Here is a 21,592-nt window from a genome sequence, read left to right as displayed (position 1 = left end):
AAAATACAACACTGTAAATAAAAAGCCGGTTAAAGTTTACTCAATTGTAAATTTTAACTGGCTTTTTTTATGAAAAACTGATATGTGTATATCTCACATTAATCATTTAATACATCAATATTATCAATTGGTTCCCCTGCATTAAACTTTTCACTGTAAACCATTCGAATAAATTTTATTCTTTCTTTTTCATTCAGTTTCTCTAACAATCTATGCCATTCTTCAAAAGCTTTTTCAGCAGTATTAAGTAGACCAGCCTCATGCATTGCTTCAGAAAGTGCTTCATCTTTAATATGATGTTTTGGGTTACTTTTAATTTTAATAGTCATATCCCTGAATACTAGTGTTGCACCTTTTCTAGCATATGCAATGTAGTTTGGTGAAATTTCCATCGCTTCTATAAGTGTTGGTGCATGTAGAATTTTATCCGGTTTATCGAAGGTACAAATCAAATGTTTGCCATCTGGATGTACATATATGTATTGTTTTTCTTTCACAGTTTATACCACCTTTTTTAGAACAGCAGTTATTACTTTATAAAAATTAAAGTTATTGTTGAAACATAATCATTTGATCATACCCCATTAACATAACAAGCCTATATCATATACTTATTAAACTGCCATTACTTAAGTATATAATTAATATTCAAAGAATCAATAAATCTGACGCATTTCTTGAAATTAGAACGATTTTCTAACGCGCTTTCTTTGGTGCTAAGAAAAAAAGAGAACTCTTGTTAATCAAGAGTTCTCTTCGTAATATTAGTACGTCCCAGGAGGGATTCGAACCCCCGACCGTACGCTTAGAAGGCGTATGCTCTATCCAGCTGAGCTACTGAGACATTATCACTTAAGGATTGATTTCCTTAAGGACAATATTTATTATAGCAGACCTAGATGAAATGTCAACAACTTAAATAAACATTTTAAGAAAAATTTTCTTAGTTTTTTTATTCTATTCTTCCAATTCAAACACCTTTGTAAATAACTCATTACCTTTATCTGTATACCCCGTTACGGTCCACTTTCCAGATTCAAAATCCACTACTACATAACTTTTATCAGCAATGCCTCGGGGTTTCAGTAAGCTTCCAGGGTTTACAAATAACACATTATCTACAAGTTCTGCACCTAATAGATGGGAGTGGCCAAAAAAGGCAACATCTGCACCCACTTCTTTTGATCGATATAATAAATTCATTGTAGTTGATTTTACATTTAATAAATGACCATGAGCGACAAAAATCGTTAAGCCACCGATTTCAAACACTTCTTCTTCTGGAAATCGTGTATCATGATCACAATTACCGCGCACTTTTTTTACATTTTCTAAATATGGGTGATCAAAGGGTAATTCGCTATCACCGCAATGTATGATTGCATCCACATTCTTATGTTGGTCGCGTACACGTTTAATTACTTCAGCATCTCCATGGGTATCACTCATTACTAAAAGTTTCAACACCCATCCCCCCTCTTACATATTACAGAAAGTGATTATTTCAGTAACGTAGGTAATTTATCCGCTAACTTACGAATTGCATTGCCTCGGTGTGAAATAGCCCCTTTTTCTTCAGGAGATAACTCTGCCATAGAGCGGTCTAGTTCTGGAACGAAGAAAATTGGATCATATCCAAAGCCATTAGTTCCTCTCTTCTCATGAAGAATTACCCCTTCACAAGTTCCAAATACAGTATATGTCTCGATTTCTGGACCAGCTATCGCTAAAGCACAACAGAAACGCGCAGTACGCTCTTTATCTTCAACGCCTTGCAATTTTTCAAGTACCTTTACTATATTCGCTTCATCGTCATGATCTCCTGCATAACGTGCTGAATAAACGCCTGGTTCGCCCCCTAATGCATCAATTGCTAATCCACTGTCATCTGCAATGACAAGTTTCCCAAGGGCATTAGCTAGCGTTTCAGCCTTTAATATAGCATTTTCTTCAAATGTCGTACCAGTTTCTTCAATCTCCATATCTGGTGCGACATCAAACATTGTTACCACTTCATAACCTAGAGGAGTAAACAATGCTTCAAAATCTTTTGCTTTCCCTTTGTTTTTTGTAGCGATAACCACTTGTTTCATTTAAGCTTCCTCCTTCATAGACCGTACAAGATTTGCTGCTTCTCCCAGTACTTTCTTTTGGATTGCAATTAGTTCTTGAATGCCCTTCTCCCCTAAAGATAGCAATGTGTTTAACTCATCGCGGGAAAATGTTGCTTCTTCTCCTGTACCTTGGATTTCTACAAAACGGCCATCCCCTGTCATGACAAGGTTCATATCAACCGCTGCAGCCACATCTTCTACATAATTTAAATCGACAACTGGGCCAATTTCTTCAAGAATTCCAACACTTGTTGCAGCTAAAAAATCTACGATAGGAAACTTAGCAAAAGGTTTTACTTCATTGTATTTCACTAATGCTTGCGTTAATGCAACAAAGGCACCTGTAATCGATGCAGTACGTGTACCACCATCTGCTTGAATAACGTCACAATCAATCCAAACAGTTTTCTCTCCTAATGATTCTAAATCCACGATTGCACGTAATGCTCGTCCAATTAAACGTTGAATTTCCATAGTACGACCATTTATTTTACCTCGTGAAGCATCGCGTTGAGTGCGTTCTGCTGTTGCTCTAGGTAACATTGAATACTCTGCTGTAATCCAGCCTTTCCCTTGACCTCGTAAAAAGCCTGGAACTCTATCTTCAATTGTCGCTGTACAAATTACTTTTGTATTCCCTACTTGAATTAATACAGAACCTTCTGGATGCATTAAATAGTTTGTCTCCATTTGTACTGGTCTTAATTGTTCTATAGCTCGTCCATCATGTCTTGTCATAAAAGTCCTCCTTGTTACTCGCGTCAATCTTATCACAAAATATTTTTCCGTACCACGCTCATACGATAGGTATCTTTGAATTTGCTAAAATTTCCTATATTACTGTGCTAGTACGCAAAAGTAAAACAGGTATTCAAACGACTGCCTTGTTTGAATACCTGCACATTATAGTTTTATACGTCGAATATCTAAATCATTAATTGATAGCCAGTTTTCAGCAATTGTTCGAAAAATAGGAACGGAACCAGTTGCATAAAAAATGTGATGTGGTTCTTCACTACTTGTGTTTAACTTTTGCTCATAGGCTAGTAGCTCTTTCACTTCTTTTGCTGTTTCCTCTGCAGAAGATAGTACAAATACATCAGATCCTACTACTTTCTCAATATGATGTTGGATAATTGGATAATGTGTACAACCTAAAATAACTGTATCAAACTTTTTGTTCTTGAGCGGTTTTAATCCTTTTGCTACAAGGTCGAATGCAAATTGTCCCTCATATTCTCCACTCTCCACTAATGGAACGAATGTTGGACATGCAAGAGGAATTATTTTCGCCTTCGTACTTAAAGAAAGCAGCGCATTTTCATATGCTCCACTTTTAATTGTTCCTTCTGTTGCAAGAACAACTATTTCGTTTTTCTTTGTTTTTTTCTCTGCAGCACGTGCACCAGCATTAATTACACCGATAACGGGAATCGACAAGTGTTTTTGTAAACTTTCTAATGCTACTGCCGTTGCTGTATTACATGCGATGACTAGCATTTTAATGTTCATTTTTACTAATGCATTCGCCATTTGCCATGTAAATTTTAATACTTCATGTCGATTTCTAGGCCCATACGGACACCTTGCAGTATCACCTATATAATAAATTGTTTCATTAGGTAAAACATTTATTATTTGTTTAGCGACTGTTAAACCGCCAACACCTGAATCAATAACGCCTATCGGGGCATTCACTAAAACCGCCTCAATCCTCTTCCATTTGTAAATGTAGTTTGTGTAATAATTTTGATAATGTTTCTACTTCTTCTTTATCAAAATCCACTAATAATTCGTGGAGGTAATTTTGTCGTTTTTTAATTACTTCCTCAATTATTCGTTCGCCTTCTTTTAACAAATGAATGTGTACAACACGACGGTCTTGTTCATCCCGAATACGCACAACTAATTCATTTTTTTCCATACGATCAACCAAGTCGGTTGTCGTACTGAAAGCTAAATACATTTTATTCGATAATTCCCCAATTGTCATATCGCCCGATTCGTGTAACCATTGAAGCGCAATAAACTGTGGAGGAGTAATCGTAAAATCACTTAAAATTTCTCTTCCTTTTTGTTTTATCAAATGAGATGTATAACGAAGTTCTTTTTCTAAAAAAGCTACTGTATCTTTGCTATGCTTTTCAATATCACTCATTTAGTGCATCCACTCCTCAAGAATCAATCCTTGTATAGCATCATCCGAATTATAGTTCATAACAGACTTCTGCTTTTTGGTGTCAATTCTATTTTGAAGTGTTTTTTATGAAATAGCAAGCATCCATTCAATGTAGCGATAATTCATCTAGCCTTAACAATTCAATTAAGGCTTGTGATCTGCTGGATACGCCCAGTTTCTGAATCGTGTTTGAAATATGATTACGCACCGTTTTTTCGCTTATGCCCAACTTTTGCGAAATATCCTTTGTGGAATAATCTAGTATTAATAACTGGAATATTTCCCGCTCCCTTTTCGTCAAAAGTGAACGATGCTGCGGGCTATTCATAAGGCAACACCCTCCTATCTCCTCTTCTATGTAAAGTATGTCAAGAGATGAAAGGCTGTGAGGGCATTTTCACTATTTCCCATGCAATATCTGTTTTTCTTTTTCATTCCATGGTGTTGCTTTACCGGTATTTTTATCAATCTGTACTATTGTACCCCTACCAGTAAAACAGATTTCGTAATTTTCATTTTTAGCTAAATAGTGAAGATCGATTGAGGTAGTTCCAATATGAGCCGCCTTTACATAGATTCGAAGAGTTTCATCGAAGTACACTTGTTTTAAATAATCACATTGTAAGTTAGCCACAACTGGAATTTTTGTTATTTGTTCTGTCGTCCAATTCGTCATGAAACCAAGATGTTTTAAATATTCAATACGGGCAAATTCAAAGTATGCAAATGGCACCGTATTGTTCAAATGTCCAAACATATCAGTTTCAGAAAATCTAACTTTTACTTCAGTAAAAAATTCAAATTCTTCTTCCCATGTTTTCAGATCGTGAATATAATTTGCTCTCATGCTAAAACCCCTTCCAATAATCACCTTAATCCCCATTAAAAATGAATAATGGTTCATTGTATTATATCAGAAGTTTTATAGTTTTCGAAAGCAAATACAATGTGATCCATCTTTTTGAGACATATTTTTATTGAATGGTGTTAATTCCTTTGTGACTTCTATCTATATTATGCAAGCAATAAAAAAAGGGTATCTAAATGTCACATTAAATGACTTAGATACCCTTAAAAGTTTGAATCACTATATTATATCAATATATTAGTCAACCATATGATCTGAACCGAAGAAGTTACGGAACATTTGTACAGTTGTAGAACGGTTAAGTGATGCAATTGAAGTAGTTAATGGAATACCTTTTGGACATGCAGCAACACAGTTTTGAGAGTTACCACAGTTTGCAAGGCCACCATCACCCATAATTGCTTCTAAACGCTCGTCCTTATTCATAGCACCAGTTGGGTGTGTGTTGAATAGACGTACTTGTGATAAAGGTGCAGGTCCGATAAATGAAGATTTTTCAGATACGTTTGGACAAGCTTCCATACATACACCACAAGTCATACATTTAGATAATTCATAAGCCCATTGACGTTTACGTTCTGGTAAACGTGGACCTTCGCCTAAATCATAACTTCCATCGATAGGAACCCATGCTTTAACTTTTTTAAGTGCGTTAAACATACGGCTACGGTCAACTTGTAAGTCACGAACCACTGGGAAAGTTCTCATAGGTTCAAGACGGATTGGTTGTTCTAATTGATCGATTAATGTAGAACATGATTGACGTGGACGACCATTAATTACCATTGAACAAGCTCCACATACTTCTTCAAGACAGTTACTGTCCCAAGTTACAGGGGAAGTTTTTTGTCCCTCAGCTGTAACAGGATTTTGTTGAATATACATTAAAGCTGAGATAACGTTCATACCAGGACGGTACGGTACCTCGAATTTTTCCCAACGTGTAGATCCATTTGGATTGTCTTGACGTTGGATTTCGAGTTTAACCGTTCTGCCAGTAGTTTCTACGGCTGTTGTCATGATTAATGACCTCCTTATTAGTTTGAAGAGTAGTCACGTTTACGTGGAGGAATAAGTGAAACGTCTACTTCTTGATAGCTAATTTCTGGTTCTCCTGTTTTAGGATTGAATTTAGCCATAGTTGTTTTTAAGAAGTTTTCATCGTCACGCTCAGGGAAGTCTGGTTTATAGTGAGCTCCACGAGATTCGTTACGTAAAAGTGCCCCTTTAGTAATAACACGTGCTAGGTATAACATATTTTTCAACTGACGAGTAAAGTGAGCACCTTGGTTACTCCATTTTTGCGTATCGTTGATATTAATGTTTTCCCAACGTTGTAACATTTCAGTAAGTTTGTTGTAAGTAGCTTCTAGACGATCGTTATAACGTACAACTGTTACGTTATCTGTCATTAACTCACCAAGTTCTTTATGCAGTAAGTATGCGTTTTCAGTTCCATCCATTTTAAGGATAGCATCCCATTTCGCTTGCTCTTCTTTAACGCGAGCATCGTATAGAGATTGTGGAAGATCTTCAGCGTGTTTCTTTAAGCCTTTTACATATTTAACTGCGTTTGGTCCAGCTACGCTACCACCGTAGATTGCAGATAATAATGAGTTAGCTCCAAGACGGTTTGCACCATGTTGTGAGTAATCACATTCACCAGCTGCAAATAGACCAGGAATTTCAGTCATTTGATCATAATCTACCCATAAACCACCCATAGAGTAGTGAACTGCTGGGAAGATTTTCATTGGTAATTTACGTGGGTCATCACCTACGAATTTTTCATAGATTTCGATGATACCACCTAGTTTAATATCTAATTCATGTGGATCTTTATGAGAAAGGTCAAGATATACTACGTTTTCACCGTTAACACCTAATTTTTGGTTTACACAAACATCAAAAATTTCACGTGTTGCGATGTCACGAGGTACTAAGTTACCGTAAGCTGGGTATTTTTCTTCTAAGAAGTACCAAGGCTTACCGTCTTTATAAGTCCAAACTCGTCCACCTTCACCACGAGCAGATTCTGACATTAGACGGTTTTTGTCGTCCCCAGGAATCGCTGTTGGGTGAATTTGAATCATTTCACCGTTTGCATATGAAGCACCTTGTTGGTAAACAATTGATGCTGCAGAACCAGTGTTAATAATTGAGTTTGTAGATTTACCGAAGATAATACCAGGACCACCAGTTGCCATAATAACAGCATCAGAACGGAATGCTTGGATTTCTTCAGTTTGCATGTTTTGAGCAACGATACCACGGCAGTGACCTTCGTCGTCTAAAACAACTCCAAGGAACTCCCAGTGTTCGTATTTCGTAACTAAACCATCAACTTCATAACGACGAACTTGCTCATCAAGTGCGTATAATAATTGTTGACCAGTTGTTGCACCAGAGAATGCTGTACGGTGCATTAATGTACCACCGAAACGACGGAAGTCAATTAAACCTTCTGGAGTACGGTTGAACATAACTCCCATACGGTCGAATAAATGAATGATACCAGGAGCAGCATCACACATTGCTTTTACTGGTGGTTGGTTCGCTAAGAAGTCCCCACCATAAACTGTATCATCAAAGTGGATCCATGGAGAATCCCCTTCACCTTTTGTATTTACTGCACCATTAATACCGCCTTGCGCACAAACAGAGTGTGAACGTTTAACGGGTACTAATGAGAATAATTCAACTTCAGTGCCTTCTTCAGCAGCTTTCATCGTAGCCATTAAGCCGGCTAAACCGCCACCTACGACGATGATTTTGCTTTTCGCCATGATTATTCCTCACTCCTCATTTTTGCTAAGAACTATCTGATGTTCTATTTTGTAATTACACGAATGCTAAAATTGCAGCAACCCCAACGATACTTAATAGTACGAAGAATACCATTGTAACATATGAAGCCACTTTTTGTGATTTCGGTGATTGAGTAATACCCCAGCTTACTAAGAATGCCCAAATACCGTTAGATAAGTGGAAAGTAGCTGATACAATACCCACGATGTAGAATGCTAACATCCATGGATTAGCAACGATTTCTTCCATCATACTGAATTCAACTTCAGCACCTAGCGCTTTTTGAACACGAGTTTGGAAAATGTGCCAAGCGATGAAAATAACAAGGAATACTCCTGTGAAACGTTGAATTGCGAACATCCAGTTACGGAATGTACCGAAGCGTTTCACGTTGTGTGTGGCAGTAAAGGCAATAAAGATACCATACAGACCATGGAATAAAATTGGTATGTAGATTACTACCCATTCAACAATTAACAATAGCCAGTGTGGAATTAAGTCCATCATTCCTGTAGCATTGTTGTAGTTTTCTTCACCACCCGTAGCAGTGAAGTTCAGCGATAAGTGGAACACTAAGAACAGACCTACAGGAATAATACCTAGTAGTGAATGTAAGCGTCGCCAGTAGAACTCTCGATTTTTCGACAAGACTGTTACCCCCCTTAGTACTTTAAATACAGTAGCCAATATAACGTCACTATTTTGTAAACGTTCAATCATTGACTGTGTATTTCATCATGGTACAATATTATGACATGTCCATTGTACTCTCAGAAACCAACACCGTCAAGGTTACTTGGAATTTTTTAATCGACCGAAAATGGAAGATTTTTTCTAAGACAAGCCATAAATATTCTGAAAAAAACTTACTTTTCCTAAAATACCCTAAAAAAATAATTAAATTCATGAAAGAAGGAATTTTAGATGACATCAATTCACGATAAAACAGTTCCTGCATTTGGTTACGAAATTATTAGAGATTACATACTTCCTACTATTTTGGGAAAACATGAAAAGGATGTTCTCTACTGGGCTGGAAAAGATTTAGCACGTAAATTTCCATGTACTGATCTTCAACTCATTACCTCATTCTTTCAGGATGCAGGATGGGGTACTCTGTTAGTTGAAAAGGAAGAAAAAGATGGTTATATCCTCACTTTGTCAAATGAAGCAGATTTGTTTAACTTAGAAAATCGAACATTCCGACTTGAAGCAGGTTTTATTGCTGAACAGATACAATCAATTCAAGGCTGTATTACGGAATGCTATGATGAAAAAAGAGAAAAACAAAATCAAATTGTATTTACAGTAAAATGGGACAACAAGGAAAAAATAGGTTAAGAATAAATTTCTTCCATATTAATATAGAAGAAAAGGTGTTTTCGAAAATCGAAAACACCTTTTTATTTCTACTTTACAATTTCCTCTATTAAATTAAATTCATCGTGTAAAGCATTTGCTGCTTTAACCATATCATCTTGTGGTACGACAACTGATACTTTTATTTCTGATGTACTTACCATTTTTACTAGAATATTTTCCTTACGTAATCGATCAAACATACGAGCAGCTACTCCAGGATTTGAAACCATGCCTGCTCCAACGATTGAGACTTTTGATAAACCAACTTCAAAATCCGCAAAACTAAATCCTAATTCCGGTTTATTTTTTTCAAGTACTTTAATTGCTTCAGCAAAATCCTCTTTATCTATAGAGAAGGAAACAGTCGGTTTTACTCCATCTATTACTGCTTGTACAATAATGTCGACATCGATATCGTTATTGGCTAGAGTTGAAAAAATATTTGCTAACGAAGAATTTTCATACGAATCGTATCCTACCGTTAAACGAATAATTTCTGCCTCATATGCAACGCCACGAACAACTAGGTTTTTTTCCATGTCAACCTCTCCTTTAATCAATGTTCCTTGAGCTTCCGTACTTGAACGAACTACTAATGGTATCTCATAAATTTTTGCTAGTTCAACAGCTCTTGGATGTACAGTTTGAGAACCTAAATGTGCTAATTCTAACATTTCATCATAAGTGATTTGCTTTAACCTTCTTGCACCTTTTACAACTGCTGGATCTGCTGTATAAATTCCATCTTGAGCAGTAAAGATTTCAATATGCTCAGCCTTTAGCGCAACTCCAATCGCTACTGCAGTTGTATCTGCCCCGCCATCACCAAGTGTTAAGATATTATTCTTGTGATCAACACCTTGTGAGCCTGCAACAATAACAATTTCTCCTTTTTTGAGGCGGTCAATAATTCGTTCACCATTGATATTACTTATTAGAACACTATCATTGTTTTCAATTGTTTCAATCCCCGCTTGCCATCCTGTTAATGAAATAGCTTTAAATCCTTTTTTCTGTATTGCGATTGCTAAAAGGCTACTAGCAATTTGTGCGTTAGTCGATTCAATTACATGCAACTCTCGTTTTGATGGTTTGTCTGATAGGAGATTTACAATTTGATAATTTTTATCTTCCAATAACTCCATATTTGGAACGACCACAATTACATTGCGTCCTCTTTTCTTTTCATCGATGATTCGTTTTGCAATTTGTTCTATTTTTTCAGTTGATGATAGTGATGTGCTATCAATTTTTATTACGATGCTAACCATTTGTACCCTCTCCTTTATACGAAGAACTTAATTGGTTTTCTATAAAAAAGGGCAACCTCTCACTTATCGTGAAAAGCTGCCCCACCATACATAATGCAAGAAAGTATATGAACTGAGATAGCCCTCCAGAATCATTTTTAGATTCTGACAGTCTTACATTTATTCAATGCAAAACCAGCAAGTAAACCGAACAATTTGTTCACCGCTTCGGCAAGTTACCCTTTCGCAAGTCTTCATTGGAATTGTTCATCCTTCAACAAGTTACTATTGAACCTTGCACCTCTACCATTCTATTAAATTTTCTTGTGCTTACAATATCATACAATTATTCCTTTGGCAATGTATCTTTATGGAAATATTGGTATATTGCATTGGCAGTTTTACTAGGTATGTTTGCTTCCATTAATTGTTCCACAGTAGATTCTTTTATTTTTTTGATTGATCCAAAATGTTTTAATAATTGTTGCTTTCGTTTTGGTCCTATTCCTTCAATTTGATCTAAGACTGATTGTATTGCATTCGTTTGATGTTGTTGACGTAAAAACGTAATTGCAAAACGGTGTACTTCATCCTGAATTCTTTGGAGTAAGTAGAAGCCATCGCTTGTTCGTTTCATTTCAATTGGAACAGGTGGATCACCGAATAGTAGCTGGGAGGTGTTATGTTTTTCATCCTTTGCCAAACCAGCAATCGGTATGTAAAGTCCGAGTTCATCCTCCACTACTTCTCTAGCAACTTCCATTTGCCCTTTTCCACCATCGATGATGATTAAATCTGGTAAAGGTAAATTTTCTTTTAAAACTCTCGTGTATCTACGGCGAATTACTTCCTGCATTGCACCATAATCATCGTGTTTTGCCGCTTCTCGAAGTTTATATTTTCGGTATTCCTTTTTAGCAGGTTTTCCGTCTATAAATACAACCATTGCGGATACTGCATCGGCTCCATGCATGTGACTATTATCAAAGGCTTCAATTCTAAGTGGTGGTGCAATATTCATGGCTAAACCTAATTCCTCACATGCGCCTACAGTACGTTCTTCTTGTCGTTCAATTAGCTGAAATTTTTCATGTAAAGCAATTTGTGCGTTTTTCATCGCCAAGTCCACTAATTCCTTTTTCTGTCCCCTTTTAGGAATGATTACTTTAACATCCAACAATTTTTCTAAAATAGTTTCATCGATATTGCTTGGAATAAAAATTTCTTTTGGTTTTATATGTTCAGGTATGTCGTAAAAACGACCGATAAATGTTAGGAATTCTTCTTCTGGATCTTGATGTATTGGAAAAATTGACACATCTCTTTCAATTAGTTTACCTTGTCGTACAAAAAATACTTGTACACACATCCATCCTTTTTCAACGGCATAGCCGAAAACATCTCGATTGGATAAATCTTTAGAGACAATCTTTTGCTTTTGCATAATCGTTTCGATATGAGCAATTTGATCTCGGTATTCTTTTGCTCGTTCGAATTCCAGATTTTCTGCTGCATCTAGCATTTTCTTTTGCAGATTGTCTTTAACTTCTTCATAGCCACCACTTAAAAATTTAGAAATTTCTTCAATCATTTCCTCATAAACAATTGGCTCTATTTCCTTTACACAAGGAGCTAAACATTGTCCGAGATGATAATATAAACATACTCGATCAGGTAGTTTTGAACATTTTCGGAGAGGATAAATTCGGTCTAACAATTTTCTTGTTTCATTGGCAGCGAATGCATTTGGATATGGCCCAAAATATTTTGCTTTGTCTTTTTTAACTTTTCGAGTTGTTAGTATGCGCGGATATTTTTCATTTGTAATCTTTATATAAGGATAAGTTTTATCGTCTTTTAGCATAATATTGTATTTTGGATCATGCAGTTTAATTAAGTTTAGCTCCAACATTAGTGCTTCTAAATTACTAGATGTGACGATATATTCAAAGTCCTCGATTTCACTAACTAAGCGTTGGGTCTTTCCATCATGCGTACCGGTAAAGTAAGAACGAACACGATTTTTTAAGACTTTCGCTTTTCCAACATAAATAATTGTTCCTTGACGATCTTTCATTAAATAACAACCAGGTTCATCCGGTAAGATTGCCAATTTATATTGAATGTTTTCATTCATACTTATCACCTTTAATTTTTCGATATCTTTATTATAAAATTTAGGTGAAGACAAAAGCGAGAGAAAAGATAAGCAAATTAATTACTTTGAAGAGCAAATATTTTAGCCAAATAAGCAAATAAATCCAGGTCAAAAGCAAATAATAAAGAAAGGCTGTGTTAAAAGTCATTTGACTTTTGACACAGCCCTTGATTAGTAGAATTATTTATTGTTGTTAATGAATTCAGCTAATGCTTCTTTTGGTTGGAATCCAACAGTTTTTGCAACTTGTTGACCATCTTTGAATAATAATAAAGTCGGAATTGACATTACTTGATATTCAGCAGCAGTTGCTTGGTTATTATCAACGTCTAATTTGACGATTTTTACTTCTTCTCCCATTTCAGCATCAAGCTCTTCTAAAACAGGTGCGATCATTTTACAAGGTCCACACCATGTAGCCCAGAAGTCTACTAATACTAAACCTTTTTCGATTTGTTGAGCGAAATCTTGATCTGTTGCGTGTGTAATTGCCATATAAATAGCCTCCTTATTCTAACATCAAATGTAGTATAGCATGATTTACCAGAGAAAAAATAATATTTTGCTTACTGTAGTATTATGTCGAATTTAAGAAGCTTTATTACGCTAGAAAAAACTGCAATCCTATTAAGAATTGCAGTTCACCAAATCAATTATGAATTAACTTTTAATGCTTTAAATTCTTCGATTAATAATGGAATCACTTCGAATAAGTCTCCAACAATTCCATAATCAGCTACTTTGAAAATGTTAGCTTCTGGATCTTTATTAATGGCAACGATTACTTTCGAGTTCGACATACCAGCTAAATGTTGGATTGCCCCAGAGATACCAGCAGCAATATAAAGATCTGGCGTAACTACTTTACCAGTTTGACCAATTTGAAGCGAGTAGTCACAGTATCCTGCATCACACGCACCACGAGAAGCACCAACTGCTCCACCTAGTATGTTTGCAAGCTCTTTTAATGGTTCAAAACCATCTGCAGATTTTACACCACGCCCACCTGAAACAATTACTTTTGCTTCCGATAAGTCTACACCTGTCGATGCTTTACGAACTACTTCTTTAATAATTGTTCGTAAGTTTTGAATATCAACAGAAAGTTCTACTACTTCACCAGCACGGTTTGTATCTTGTTCAATTGGTGCAATGTTATTTGGACGAATTGTTACAAAAACAATGCCATCTTTAATTTTCACTTTTTCAAATGCTTTACCAGAATAAATTGGACGGATAAATAATGCATCATCACCAGTACCTTCAATTTCAGTAACATCGGAAATTAATCCACTTTGTAATCTTGAAGCGATTTTTGGTGATAAGTCTTTTCCTAAAGAAGTATGACCAAGTACAATTGCATCTGGTTTCACTTCATCTTTAATAGCAAGTAACGCTTGGCTAAAGCCATCAGAAGTGTATGATTTTAAATGTGGATGCTGTACGACTACAACACGGTCTGCCCCATATTCTATTAAGCTACCAGCTAATTGAGAAACTTGATCGCCAATTAGTGCGCCTACAACTTCTCCACCATCAGCAATTTTTTGTGCTGCTGCAATTGCTTCAAAAGAAACATTTCGTAAAGCCCCTTCACGTACTTCGCCTAACACTAACACTTTCTTTGCCATATATAAATCCCTCCGTTACCCTTTTTCGTTATCCTCTTAGACTACTTTTGCTTCAGTATGAAGTAAGTTAACAAGCTCTTTTACTTGTGCAGATAATTCCCCTTCTAAAATACGTCCAGCAGATTTTTGTGGTGGTAGGAAAATCTCCACAGTTTCGATTTTTAACTCAACATCATCTTCATCGATGTCCAAATCATCTAATTCAAGTTCTGCAAGAGGCTTTTTCTTAGCCTTCATAATCCCTGGTAAAGATGGGTAACGTGGCTCATTTAATCCTTGTTGAGCAGTTACTAATAATGGTAATGATGTTTCAATTGTTTCTAAATCCCCTTCAACATCACGAACAATCTTTACGTTCGTTCCATCAATTTCTAAATTTGTAATTGTTGTAACGTAGTTGATTCCTAATAAATCTGCAACGCGTGGACCAACTTGACCTGTTCCACCATCAATTGCAACGTTACCAGCTAAAATTAAATCAGCATCTTTATCTTTTAAATATTCTGCTAGAATATAAGCTGCTGCCCCTTGATCTAATTCATCTAAATCATCTTCTGTATTAATTAACACTGCTTCATCAGCACCCATTGCCAACGCGGTTCTTAGTTGTTTTTCTGAATCTTCTCCACCGATAGTGACAACAACTACTTTGCCACCCTTAGCATCGCGTATTTGGATTGCTTCTTCAATCGCGTATTCATCATATGGGTTAATAATAAATTCAGCACCATCTTCTTGAATTTTACCATTTTGAATAACAATTTTTTCTTCTGTGTCAAATGTACGTTTTACTAATACAAAAATATTCATAATTACTGACCTCCAGTTATAAATTATTTTCCTTTAAAGGATGGTTGCCTTTTTTCTATAAATGCTTGAATTCCTTCTTTGGCATCTTCAGACTCGAATACAGTACCAAAGCTTTGAGCCTCAGCCTTTACCCCTTCATGGAATGATTCAGATTTATTATATTGCAACATTTGAATCGCAGTTTTTAATGCGATAGGGCTCTTTAAAGCTATTTTTTTTGCAATCTCTAACGTTTTTGGTAGTAATTCATCAACTGGATAAGCTTTATTTGCTAATCCCCATTGGACTGCTTCAACCCCAGTAATTGGTTCACTTGTGAAAAGCATTTCTGCTGCCTTTGCCACCCCAACATAACGTGGTAGTCTTTGTGTACCCGCAAATCCTGGTATTAAACCTAGTTGCAGTTCAGGCAGTCCAAGTTTTGCATCTTCAGAAACAAAACGCATATGACAACCCATCGCCAGTTCCAAACCACCGCCTAGTGCAGCTCCATGAATCGCAGCGATAACTGGCTTTGGGAAAGTTTCTAATCGTTCGAATACTTGTTGTCCACTGCTTGCTAGTTCAGAAAACTCTGCTCCAGAAGCAACTTCGGTAAATTCTTTAATATCTGCCCCTGCAGAAAAGAAGCGCCCTTCACCATGTAATACAATAACGCGAACTGTATCATCATTTTCTACAGCATCTAGTAACTCGTTAATTTCTATAATTAATCCCCTTGATAGTGCGTTTGCAGGTGGTCGCTGAATTGTAACAATAGCAACTGCATCTTCCACCTTCCAACGTAAATATTCCATTTCTCCCACACCCTTTAATTCTTTATTCCATTTAATAACAACTGCGTAACTTTTGGAGCAGTAGCAATTAAATCGTAACGATATTCATTCATTACCCAAGTTGTAATGGTTTCATCAATGGTTCCAAATACCATTTGTCGAGCAATTCTAACATCCATATTTGGATTGAATTCTCCACTAACCATACCTTCAATTAATATTTCGTCTAATAACTTCAAATACTCTTTTAATACCGAGTTAATCTTTAATCGCAATTGTTTACTCGATTGTCTCAATTCTAATTGCGTGACTGTTGCAAGGTGGCGATCATTTGCTAGGACCGTAAAATGGTTTTCAATCATTCGAGAAAGTTTCTCAGTTGAAGATTCTCCATTTTTGATGATTTCTTGTAAATTCTCAATAAATACACCCATTTTTTCTTCAAAAACCGAGATTAATATATCTTCCTTATTTTTGAAATACAAATAAATTGTACCGTCAGCAATTCCCGCTTGTTTTGCAATCTTTGAAACTTGAGCTTGATGATAGCCATTTTCTGCAATCGCAATAACAGCAGCATCAATAATTTGTTTATACTTCGGTTTATCACGCTTCATATAGCTCACCACCAAAAAAATATGAAAACATGAATGACGATTCATTCATGTTTTCATATTATAATTTATTCAACTTTCTGTCAATATTTCACTATATTATTTAGCCTGTAATTCTAAGTTTTTTTGTTTTTCTTCTTCCACTAAAGTACGTCTTAATATTTTACCCACTGCAGTCTTTGGTAATTCTTTACGGAATTCATAATATCGTGGCACTTTGAATGCAGCTAAATTTTGACGGCAATATTTATCTAATTCTTCCTCTGTTACAGATTTTCCTTCTTTTAAAACGATAAAAGCTTTTACCGTCTCTCCACGATAAGGATCAGGAATTCCCGCTACCACACATTCTTGTACTGCATCGTGTTCGTATAGTACTTCCTCTACTTCACGTGGATAAATATTAAATCCACCAGCAATAATCATATCTTTTTTGCGATCAACTACATAGAAATATCCATTTTCATCCATATAGCCTAAATCTCCTGTTAAGAACCATCCATCTATAAATGTCATTGCAGTATCTTCAGGTCGATTCCAATAGCCTTTCATCACTTGAGGTCCTTTAATGGCAATTTCTCCAATTTCTCCAGGAGGCAAAATTATTCCATCACTAGAACGGAGGATAACGGCATCCGTATCTGGCCATGGTACGCCGATTGAGCCCTTCACGCGATTACCCCAGATAAAATTAACATGTGTAACTGGCGAAGTTTCCGTTAGTCCATAGCCTTCCACTAATTTCCCACCAGTTATTGCTTCAAATTTTTCTTGCACCTCAACAGGTAATGGAGCAGAACCACTTAAACAAGCCTTAATAGATGATAAATCATATTTTCCTATTTCAGGATGATTCAATAACCCAATGTACATGGTTGGTGCACCAGGGAATAGTGTTGGTTTATGTTTGTCTATTGCTTTTAAAGTTTGTTCAATATCAAACTTTGGTAATAGCACCATCTTGGAATATTTCATGACTGATAAAATTAATACAGTTGTCATCCCATATACATGGAAAAATGGAAGTACACCTAAAAATACTTCTTCCCCGTCTTTACATTTATACATCCATGCATCACACATTTTTGTATTCGCAATTAAATTTTTATGAGTTAACATAACTCCTTTTGGTGATCCCGTAGTTCCACCCGTATATTGAAGCAATGCAATATCATCTTCTGAATTAAAATCAACTTCGAGTGATGCAGGTTCTTGTGTGCGCATAATTTCAGTAAATAAATGTGTAATGCCTTTATGTTCTACTTTGACACTAAAGCCATATTGTTTTTTTTGTATAAATGGATAAATTAAATTTTTCGGGAATGGTAAATAATCTTTAATTGCTGTGATGATAACGTTTTCAATTTTCGTTCTCTTTATCACTTTTGTAATTCTTGGATATAGTATATCTAATGATAAAATAACTTTAGCACCGGAATCTTCCATTTGATATTGTAATTCACGTTCAGTGTAAAGTGGGTTTGTTTGGACAACAATACCACCCGCTAATAAAACACCGTAGTAAGCGATAACTGCTTGCGGACAATTCGGTAACATAATCGCAACACGGTCACCTTTTTCCACACCTAAACGCCTAAGATAATTTGCAAATTTTAATGAGGATTCATACACTTCCTTAAAAGTTAGATCTCTTCCCATAAAGTGAACAGAAATTTTATTCGGATGCTTCTCATATGCCCTAGTTAATAAACTTTGAACAGGTATATCCTCATAGGTTAAACTATGAGGAATTTCTTCTGGATATTGCGAAAGCCACACTTTATCAGTCATGAAAATCCTCCTCTTTATTCAAATTTTTAAATTTTCTTACAATTATTATAATTGAAAAGGAAAAGGCTTTCAAACTATTTTTATAAAACTTTCAAAAATTTGCTAGAAAACATAAAAATATTCTCGTTTTAATAGCATTGTTATTGATGATTAGATAATAAAATTGGTAGATGATTTCTCCAAAAATACTATAATAAGATAACAACTAAACTACGGTATAAACAAAAAAACTAGTAGATTATCCCATTAATCTACTAGCATTAAACCATTTTATATAGTAGACAAATAATAAATGCCTACAATTAAAAATAAAATACAGACAACTATTAATACTTTTGCTAATTTCTCCATTTGTCCTCCTATACAATGCTTGCCCCAATGACAAATGATAAACCGAGAGAAATAGTAAAGGAAATAAATCCAACTGAACGATTATCATTCGCTATCTCTTCATCAACTTTGAAGCGTGGTGTTAAAAACTCGAATAAAAGATACGCAAAAATTAATAATACAAATCCAAAGAATCCCCAACCGACCATTTCAAGTAAGGTCGAATGACGTTCAATCGAATATCTAAATATATTACAAATGCCTAGTATTTTTCCCCCAGTAGCAAGAGCTACGGCGACATTCCCCTTTTTTATTTCATCCCAATTTTTATATTTAGTAACTATTTCAAATACAACCATTGAAACAACCAAACAGAGTACTACAACACTAAAGTATCCTGCTGTTTCTACTAAAGGGTGTTGCCAAAAACTCGAACCTAGCATAATGTCATCCCCTAATTCTAAATTTTAGATGGAGAAGTAAACTCCACCTAAAATTTTGTTATTTCAATTCAACTATAGTGACGCCAAATCCACCTTCACCTGCTTCACCATAGCGGAATGACTTCACACGTTTATGTCCTTTAAGGAAGTTTTGAATTCCTTGTCTTAATGCACCCGTGCCTTTACCATGGATGATTGAAACGCGTGGATAATTAGCCAGAAGTGCATCATCTATATATTTTTCTGTACGTAGGATAGCATCTTCATACCGTTCTCCACGTAAATCCAATTCTAATTTCACATAGGAATTACGATTTTTAACATTTGTCATAGCGACAGTTTGTTTTTGTTTTTCTGGCTTCACATATTGTAAGTCTGATTCTTCTAATTTCATTTTTAAGATGCCGATTTGTACAACCCATTCTTTTTCCGATACTTTCTCAAGTAACGTCCCTTTTTGACCATAACTAATAACTTTTACTTCATCGCCAACTTTTAGATTCTGCTCACGTTCTCTAATTTGTGCTTGCTTCTTCAGTACAGGGTTCTCGATTGGTGCTGCTTCTTCTAGACGTTTTTTCGCATCGATTAGCTCGTGTTCTTTAATAGCCTTATTTGCATTTTCACGCATTTCGCGTAGTTCTGCAATAATTTTTTCAGCCTCTTCTTTTGCTTGGTCAACAATTTTTCGGGCTTTGTCTTTTGCCTTCTTCTCTAAATTATCTTTCTTTTCATCAAATGTTTTTAAGCGTTCATTAAGTTCTTCATGTAATGTACGTGCCTCTTCAAGTAGTTCATGTGCTTCTTCTGCTTCACGCTCAGAACGACGTCTACTTTCTTCTAATGAAGCAATCATTGCTTCAACTTCATGACGGTCAGAACCAGTGAAGGATTTTGCTTGATTGATAATTGATTCTTTTAAGCCTAGACGTTTTGATATTTCAAATGCATTTGAACGACCTGGAACTCCAATGAGTAAACGGTATGTTGGACTCAATGTTTCCACATCAAATTCAACGCTAGCATTTACTACTCCAGGACGATTATAGCCATATGCTTTCAGTTCTGGATAATGGGTAGTTGCCATTACTCTAGCACCTCTGCCAACTACTTCATCCAATATAGAAATCGCTAATGCTGCACCTTCTTGTGGGTCCGTTCCTGCTCCAAGCTCATCAAATAATACAAGCGATCTTGAGTCAAATTTACTTAAAATATCTACAATATTTACCATATGAGATGAGAATGTTGATAAAGATTGTTCAATGGATTGTTCGTCACCAATATCAGCAAATAATTGGTCGAATACGGCTAATTCTGACCCGTCTAATGCTGGAACAGGTAAACCAGCTTGCGCCATTAATGTACAAAGTCCAACTGTTTTTAATGTAACAGTTTTCCCCCCTGTGTTTGGCCCAGTAATAACAATTGCTGTAATATCTCTTCCAAATTCAATTGTATTTGGAACGGCATCCTCTATTGGAATAAGTGGATGTCTAGCACGAACGAGTTTGATATAGCCTTCTTCATTAATTGTTGGTTTTGTACATTTATTTGCTTGTCCGTATTTCCCCTTAGCTAAAATGACATCGATATCACCTAAAATTTGAACTAGAATAAATAGTTCATGAGCAACTTCTTGAACTTTGGCAGAAAGTTCCGTTAAAATTCGTTCAATTTCAACTTTCTCTTTAATTTTTAATCGACCAATTTCATTATTTGCCTGTACAACGGATTCTGGTTCGATAAATAGCGTTTGTCCTGAAGAAGATTGATCATGGACTATACCGCCGTAATGGGCACGGTATTCTTGTTTTACTGGAATTACAAAACGGTCATTTCGAATTGTCACAATGGCATCTGATAGCATTTTTGACGCATTGGATCCGCGCGTTAAACTTTCTAACTTTTGACGCACCTTTGCTTCTTCTGAACGTAATGATTGGCGAATGGATCGTAAAGTCGTACTAGCAGAATCTAGAACTGTACCATTATCATCAATACAATCATTTATTTCATGTTGTAATGCAGTAAGTACAGGTAATTGCTCTTTTCGTTCAATGAAATGAGGAATTTGGATTTCTCCCTCTTCTTGAATTTCTTCAATAAAATTACGCAAGATTCGACTTGCGCGGATTGTACTTGCAATTTCCATTAATTCAACAGGGCTTAACATACCGCCGATTTGTGCTCGTTTGGCATGTGGTCGCACATCAAAAATGCCCCCCATTGGTACATTTCCTTTTACACGTAAAATCGAAAGTCCTTCATCCATTTCTTCTAACAGTTCAACAACTTTTGCAAATTCTGTTTCGGGAATTAGTTGTTCAATTGCACTTTTACCTAATGAAGATGTACAGAATGTGGCTACTTGTTCACGTACTTTATCATATTCTAATGTCTTCAATGCTCGTTCTGCGATCACTCCCGAACACCTCCTAAATCATACTTATATTTC

The 21,592-nt window shown here is 35.8% G+C and carries 22 protein-coding genes, 1 tRNA gene and 1 riboswitch; of the genes, 1 reads left to right on the top strand and 22 read right to left on the bottom strand.

What is annotated here, in order from left to right; all coding sequences use genetic code 11:
* Nucleotides 1-98 precede the first annotated feature (98 nt).
* The 12 genes from D8M03_RS00850 to D8M03_RS00795 form a co-directional block, all read right to left on the bottom strand.
* Nucleotides 99-497 carry a hypothetical protein gene (locus D8M03_RS00850; protein WP_121212784.1) on the bottom strand — a complete coding sequence of 133 codons (399 nt, stop codon included), beginning with the start codon at nucleotides 495-497 and terminating at the stop codon, nucleotides 99-101.
* 273 nt (nucleotides 498-770) lie between these two features.
* Nucleotides 771-844, bottom strand: a tRNA-Arg gene (locus tag D8M03_RS00845).
* A 113-nt stretch (nucleotides 845-957) separates the two neighbouring features.
* Complete coding sequence (locus D8M03_RS00840; protein ID WP_341943851.1) at nucleotides 958-1,467, bottom strand: metallophosphoesterase; 510 nt, start codon at nucleotides 1,465-1,467, stop codon at nucleotides 958-960.
* 32 nt (nucleotides 1,468-1,499) lie between these two features.
* Nucleotides 1,500-2,093, bottom strand: a complete 594-nt coding sequence (locus D8M03_RS00835; RefSeq protein WP_121212782.1) for an XTP/dITP diphosphatase — start codon at nucleotides 2,091-2,093, stop codon at nucleotides 1,500-1,502.
* Complete coding sequence (gene rph, locus D8M03_RS00830) at nucleotides 2,094-2,852, bottom strand: ribonuclease PH (RefSeq protein ID WP_121212781.1); 759 nt, start codon at nucleotides 2,850-2,852, stop codon at nucleotides 2,094-2,096.
* A 165-nt stretch (nucleotides 2,853-3,017) separates the two neighbouring features.
* Entirely contained in the window at nucleotides 3,018-3,812 is a 795-nt protein-coding gene (gene racE / locus D8M03_RS00825) for a glutamate racemase (RefSeq protein ID WP_121212780.1), read from the bottom strand.
* A 10-nt stretch (nucleotides 3,813-3,822) separates the two neighbouring features.
* Nucleotides 3,823-4,272, bottom strand: coding sequence for a MarR family winged helix-turn-helix transcriptional regulator (locus tag D8M03_RS00820; protein WP_121212779.1), 450 nt, complete (start codon nucleotides 4,270-4,272; stop codon nucleotides 3,823-3,825).
* 127 nt (nucleotides 4,273-4,399) lie between these two features.
* Complete coding sequence (locus D8M03_RS00815; RefSeq protein WP_097072809.1) at nucleotides 4,400-4,621, bottom strand: helix-turn-helix domain-containing protein; 222 nt, start codon at nucleotides 4,619-4,621, stop codon at nucleotides 4,400-4,402.
* Between the two features lie 72 nt (nucleotides 4,622-4,693).
* Nucleotides 4,694-5,140 carry an acyl-CoA thioesterase gene (locus D8M03_RS00810; protein WP_121212778.1) on the bottom strand — a complete coding sequence of 149 codons (447 nt, stop codon included), beginning with the start codon at nucleotides 5,138-5,140 and terminating at the stop codon, nucleotides 4,694-4,696.
* Between the two features lie 258 nt (nucleotides 5,141-5,398).
* A complete protein-coding gene (gene sdhB, locus D8M03_RS00805) occupies nucleotides 5,399-6,181 on the bottom strand; it encodes a succinate dehydrogenase iron-sulfur subunit (protein WP_121212777.1) in 783 nt (260 codons plus the stop codon).
* Between the two features lie 17 nt (nucleotides 6,182-6,198).
* Nucleotides 6,199-7,947, bottom strand: a complete 1,749-nt coding sequence (gene sdhA / locus D8M03_RS00800; protein ID WP_121212776.1) for a succinate dehydrogenase flavoprotein subunit — start codon at nucleotides 7,945-7,947, stop codon at nucleotides 6,199-6,201.
* A gap of 55 nt (nucleotides 7,948-8,002) precedes the next feature.
* The gene (locus D8M03_RS00795; protein ID WP_121212775.1) at nucleotides 8,003-8,617 is read right to left on the bottom strand and encodes a succinate dehydrogenase cytochrome b558 subunit; all 615 of its coding nucleotides are present in this window, start codon (nucleotides 8,615-8,617) and stop codon (nucleotides 8,003-8,005) included.
* Between the two features lie 276 nt (nucleotides 8,618-8,893).
* Between D8M03_RS00795 and D8M03_RS00790 the strand changes: the two genes are divergently transcribed.
* Entirely contained in the window at nucleotides 8,894-9,310 is a 417-nt protein-coding gene (locus tag D8M03_RS00790; protein WP_121212774.1) for a YslB family protein, read from the top strand.
* A gap of 68 nt (nucleotides 9,311-9,378) precedes the next feature.
* Here the strand turns inward: D8M03_RS00790 and D8M03_RS00785 are convergent, their stop codons facing one another.
* The 10 genes from D8M03_RS00785 to D8M03_RS00740 all read right to left on the bottom strand — a co-directional run bounded on the left by D8M03_RS00785 (nucleotide 9,379) and on the right by D8M03_RS00740 (nucleotide 21,559).
* Nucleotides 9,379-10,602 carry an aspartate kinase gene (locus D8M03_RS00785; protein ID WP_121212773.1) on the bottom strand — a complete coding sequence of 408 codons (1,224 nt, stop codon included), beginning with the start codon at nucleotides 10,600-10,602 and terminating at the stop codon, nucleotides 9,379-9,381.
* A 110-nt stretch (nucleotides 10,603-10,712) separates the two neighbouring features.
* Nucleotides 10,713-10,895: riboswitch (Lysine riboswitch) on the bottom strand.
* Between the two features lie 32 nt (nucleotides 10,896-10,927).
* Nucleotides 10,928-12,718 (bottom strand): excinuclease ABC subunit UvrC, encoded by a 1,791-nt coding sequence (gene uvrC / locus D8M03_RS00780; protein ID WP_121212772.1) that lies wholly within the window; start codon nucleotides 12,716-12,718, stop codon nucleotides 10,928-10,930.
* A 201-nt stretch (nucleotides 12,719-12,919) separates the two neighbouring features.
* Nucleotides 12,920-13,234, bottom strand: a complete 315-nt coding sequence (trxA, locus tag D8M03_RS00775) for a thioredoxin (RefSeq protein WP_121212771.1) — start codon at nucleotides 13,232-13,234, stop codon at nucleotides 12,920-12,922.
* A gap of 158 nt (nucleotides 13,235-13,392) precedes the next feature.
* A complete protein-coding gene (locus D8M03_RS00770; RefSeq protein WP_121212770.1) occupies nucleotides 13,393-14,370 on the bottom strand; it encodes an electron transfer flavoprotein subunit alpha/FixB family protein in 978 nt (325 codons plus the stop codon).
* Nucleotides 14,371-14,406: 36 nt separating this feature from the next.
* Nucleotides 14,407-15,180, bottom strand: a complete 774-nt coding sequence (locus tag D8M03_RS00765) for an electron transfer flavoprotein subunit beta/FixA family protein (protein ID WP_121212769.1) — start codon at nucleotides 15,178-15,180, stop codon at nucleotides 14,407-14,409.
* A 23-nt stretch (nucleotides 15,181-15,203) separates the two neighbouring features.
* On the bottom strand, nucleotides 15,204-15,977 hold the full coding sequence (locus tag D8M03_RS00760) for an enoyl-CoA hydratase (RefSeq protein WP_121212768.1): 774 nt from the start codon (nucleotides 15,975-15,977) through the stop codon (nucleotides 15,204-15,206).
* Nucleotides 15,978-15,991: 14 nt separating this feature from the next.
* Nucleotides 15,992-16,573, bottom strand: coding sequence for a TetR/AcrR family transcriptional regulator (locus tag D8M03_RS00755; protein WP_121212767.1), 582 nt, complete (start codon nucleotides 16,571-16,573; stop codon nucleotides 15,992-15,994).
* 96 nt (nucleotides 16,574-16,669) lie between these two features.
* The gene (locus tag D8M03_RS00750) at nucleotides 16,670-18,361 is read right to left on the bottom strand and encodes an AMP-binding protein (protein ID WP_121212766.1); all 1,692 of its coding nucleotides are present in this window, start codon (nucleotides 18,359-18,361) and stop codon (nucleotides 16,670-16,672) included.
* A gap of 359 nt (nucleotides 18,362-18,720) precedes the next feature.
* Nucleotides 18,721-19,134: a DUF350 domain-containing protein gene (locus D8M03_RS00745; RefSeq protein WP_121212765.1), complete on the bottom strand. Its 414-nt coding sequence runs from the start codon at nucleotides 19,132-19,134 to the stop codon at nucleotides 18,721-18,723.
* Nucleotides 19,135-19,192: 58 nt separating this feature from the next.
* On the bottom strand, nucleotides 19,193-21,559 hold the full coding sequence (locus D8M03_RS00740) for an endonuclease MutS2 (protein WP_121212764.1): 2,367 nt from the start codon (nucleotides 21,557-21,559) through the stop codon (nucleotides 19,193-19,195).
* Nucleotides 21,560-21,592 lie beyond the last annotated feature (33 nt).

It is taken from the genome of Ureibacillus endophyticus (assembly GCF_003628435.1).
GTDB lineage: Bacteria > Bacillota > Bacilli > Bacillales_A > Planococcaceae > Ureibacillus > Ureibacillus endophyticus.
The sequence above is the reverse complement of the archived record's forward strand: the minus strand, read 5'-3'. Positions and strand labels throughout refer to the sequence as shown.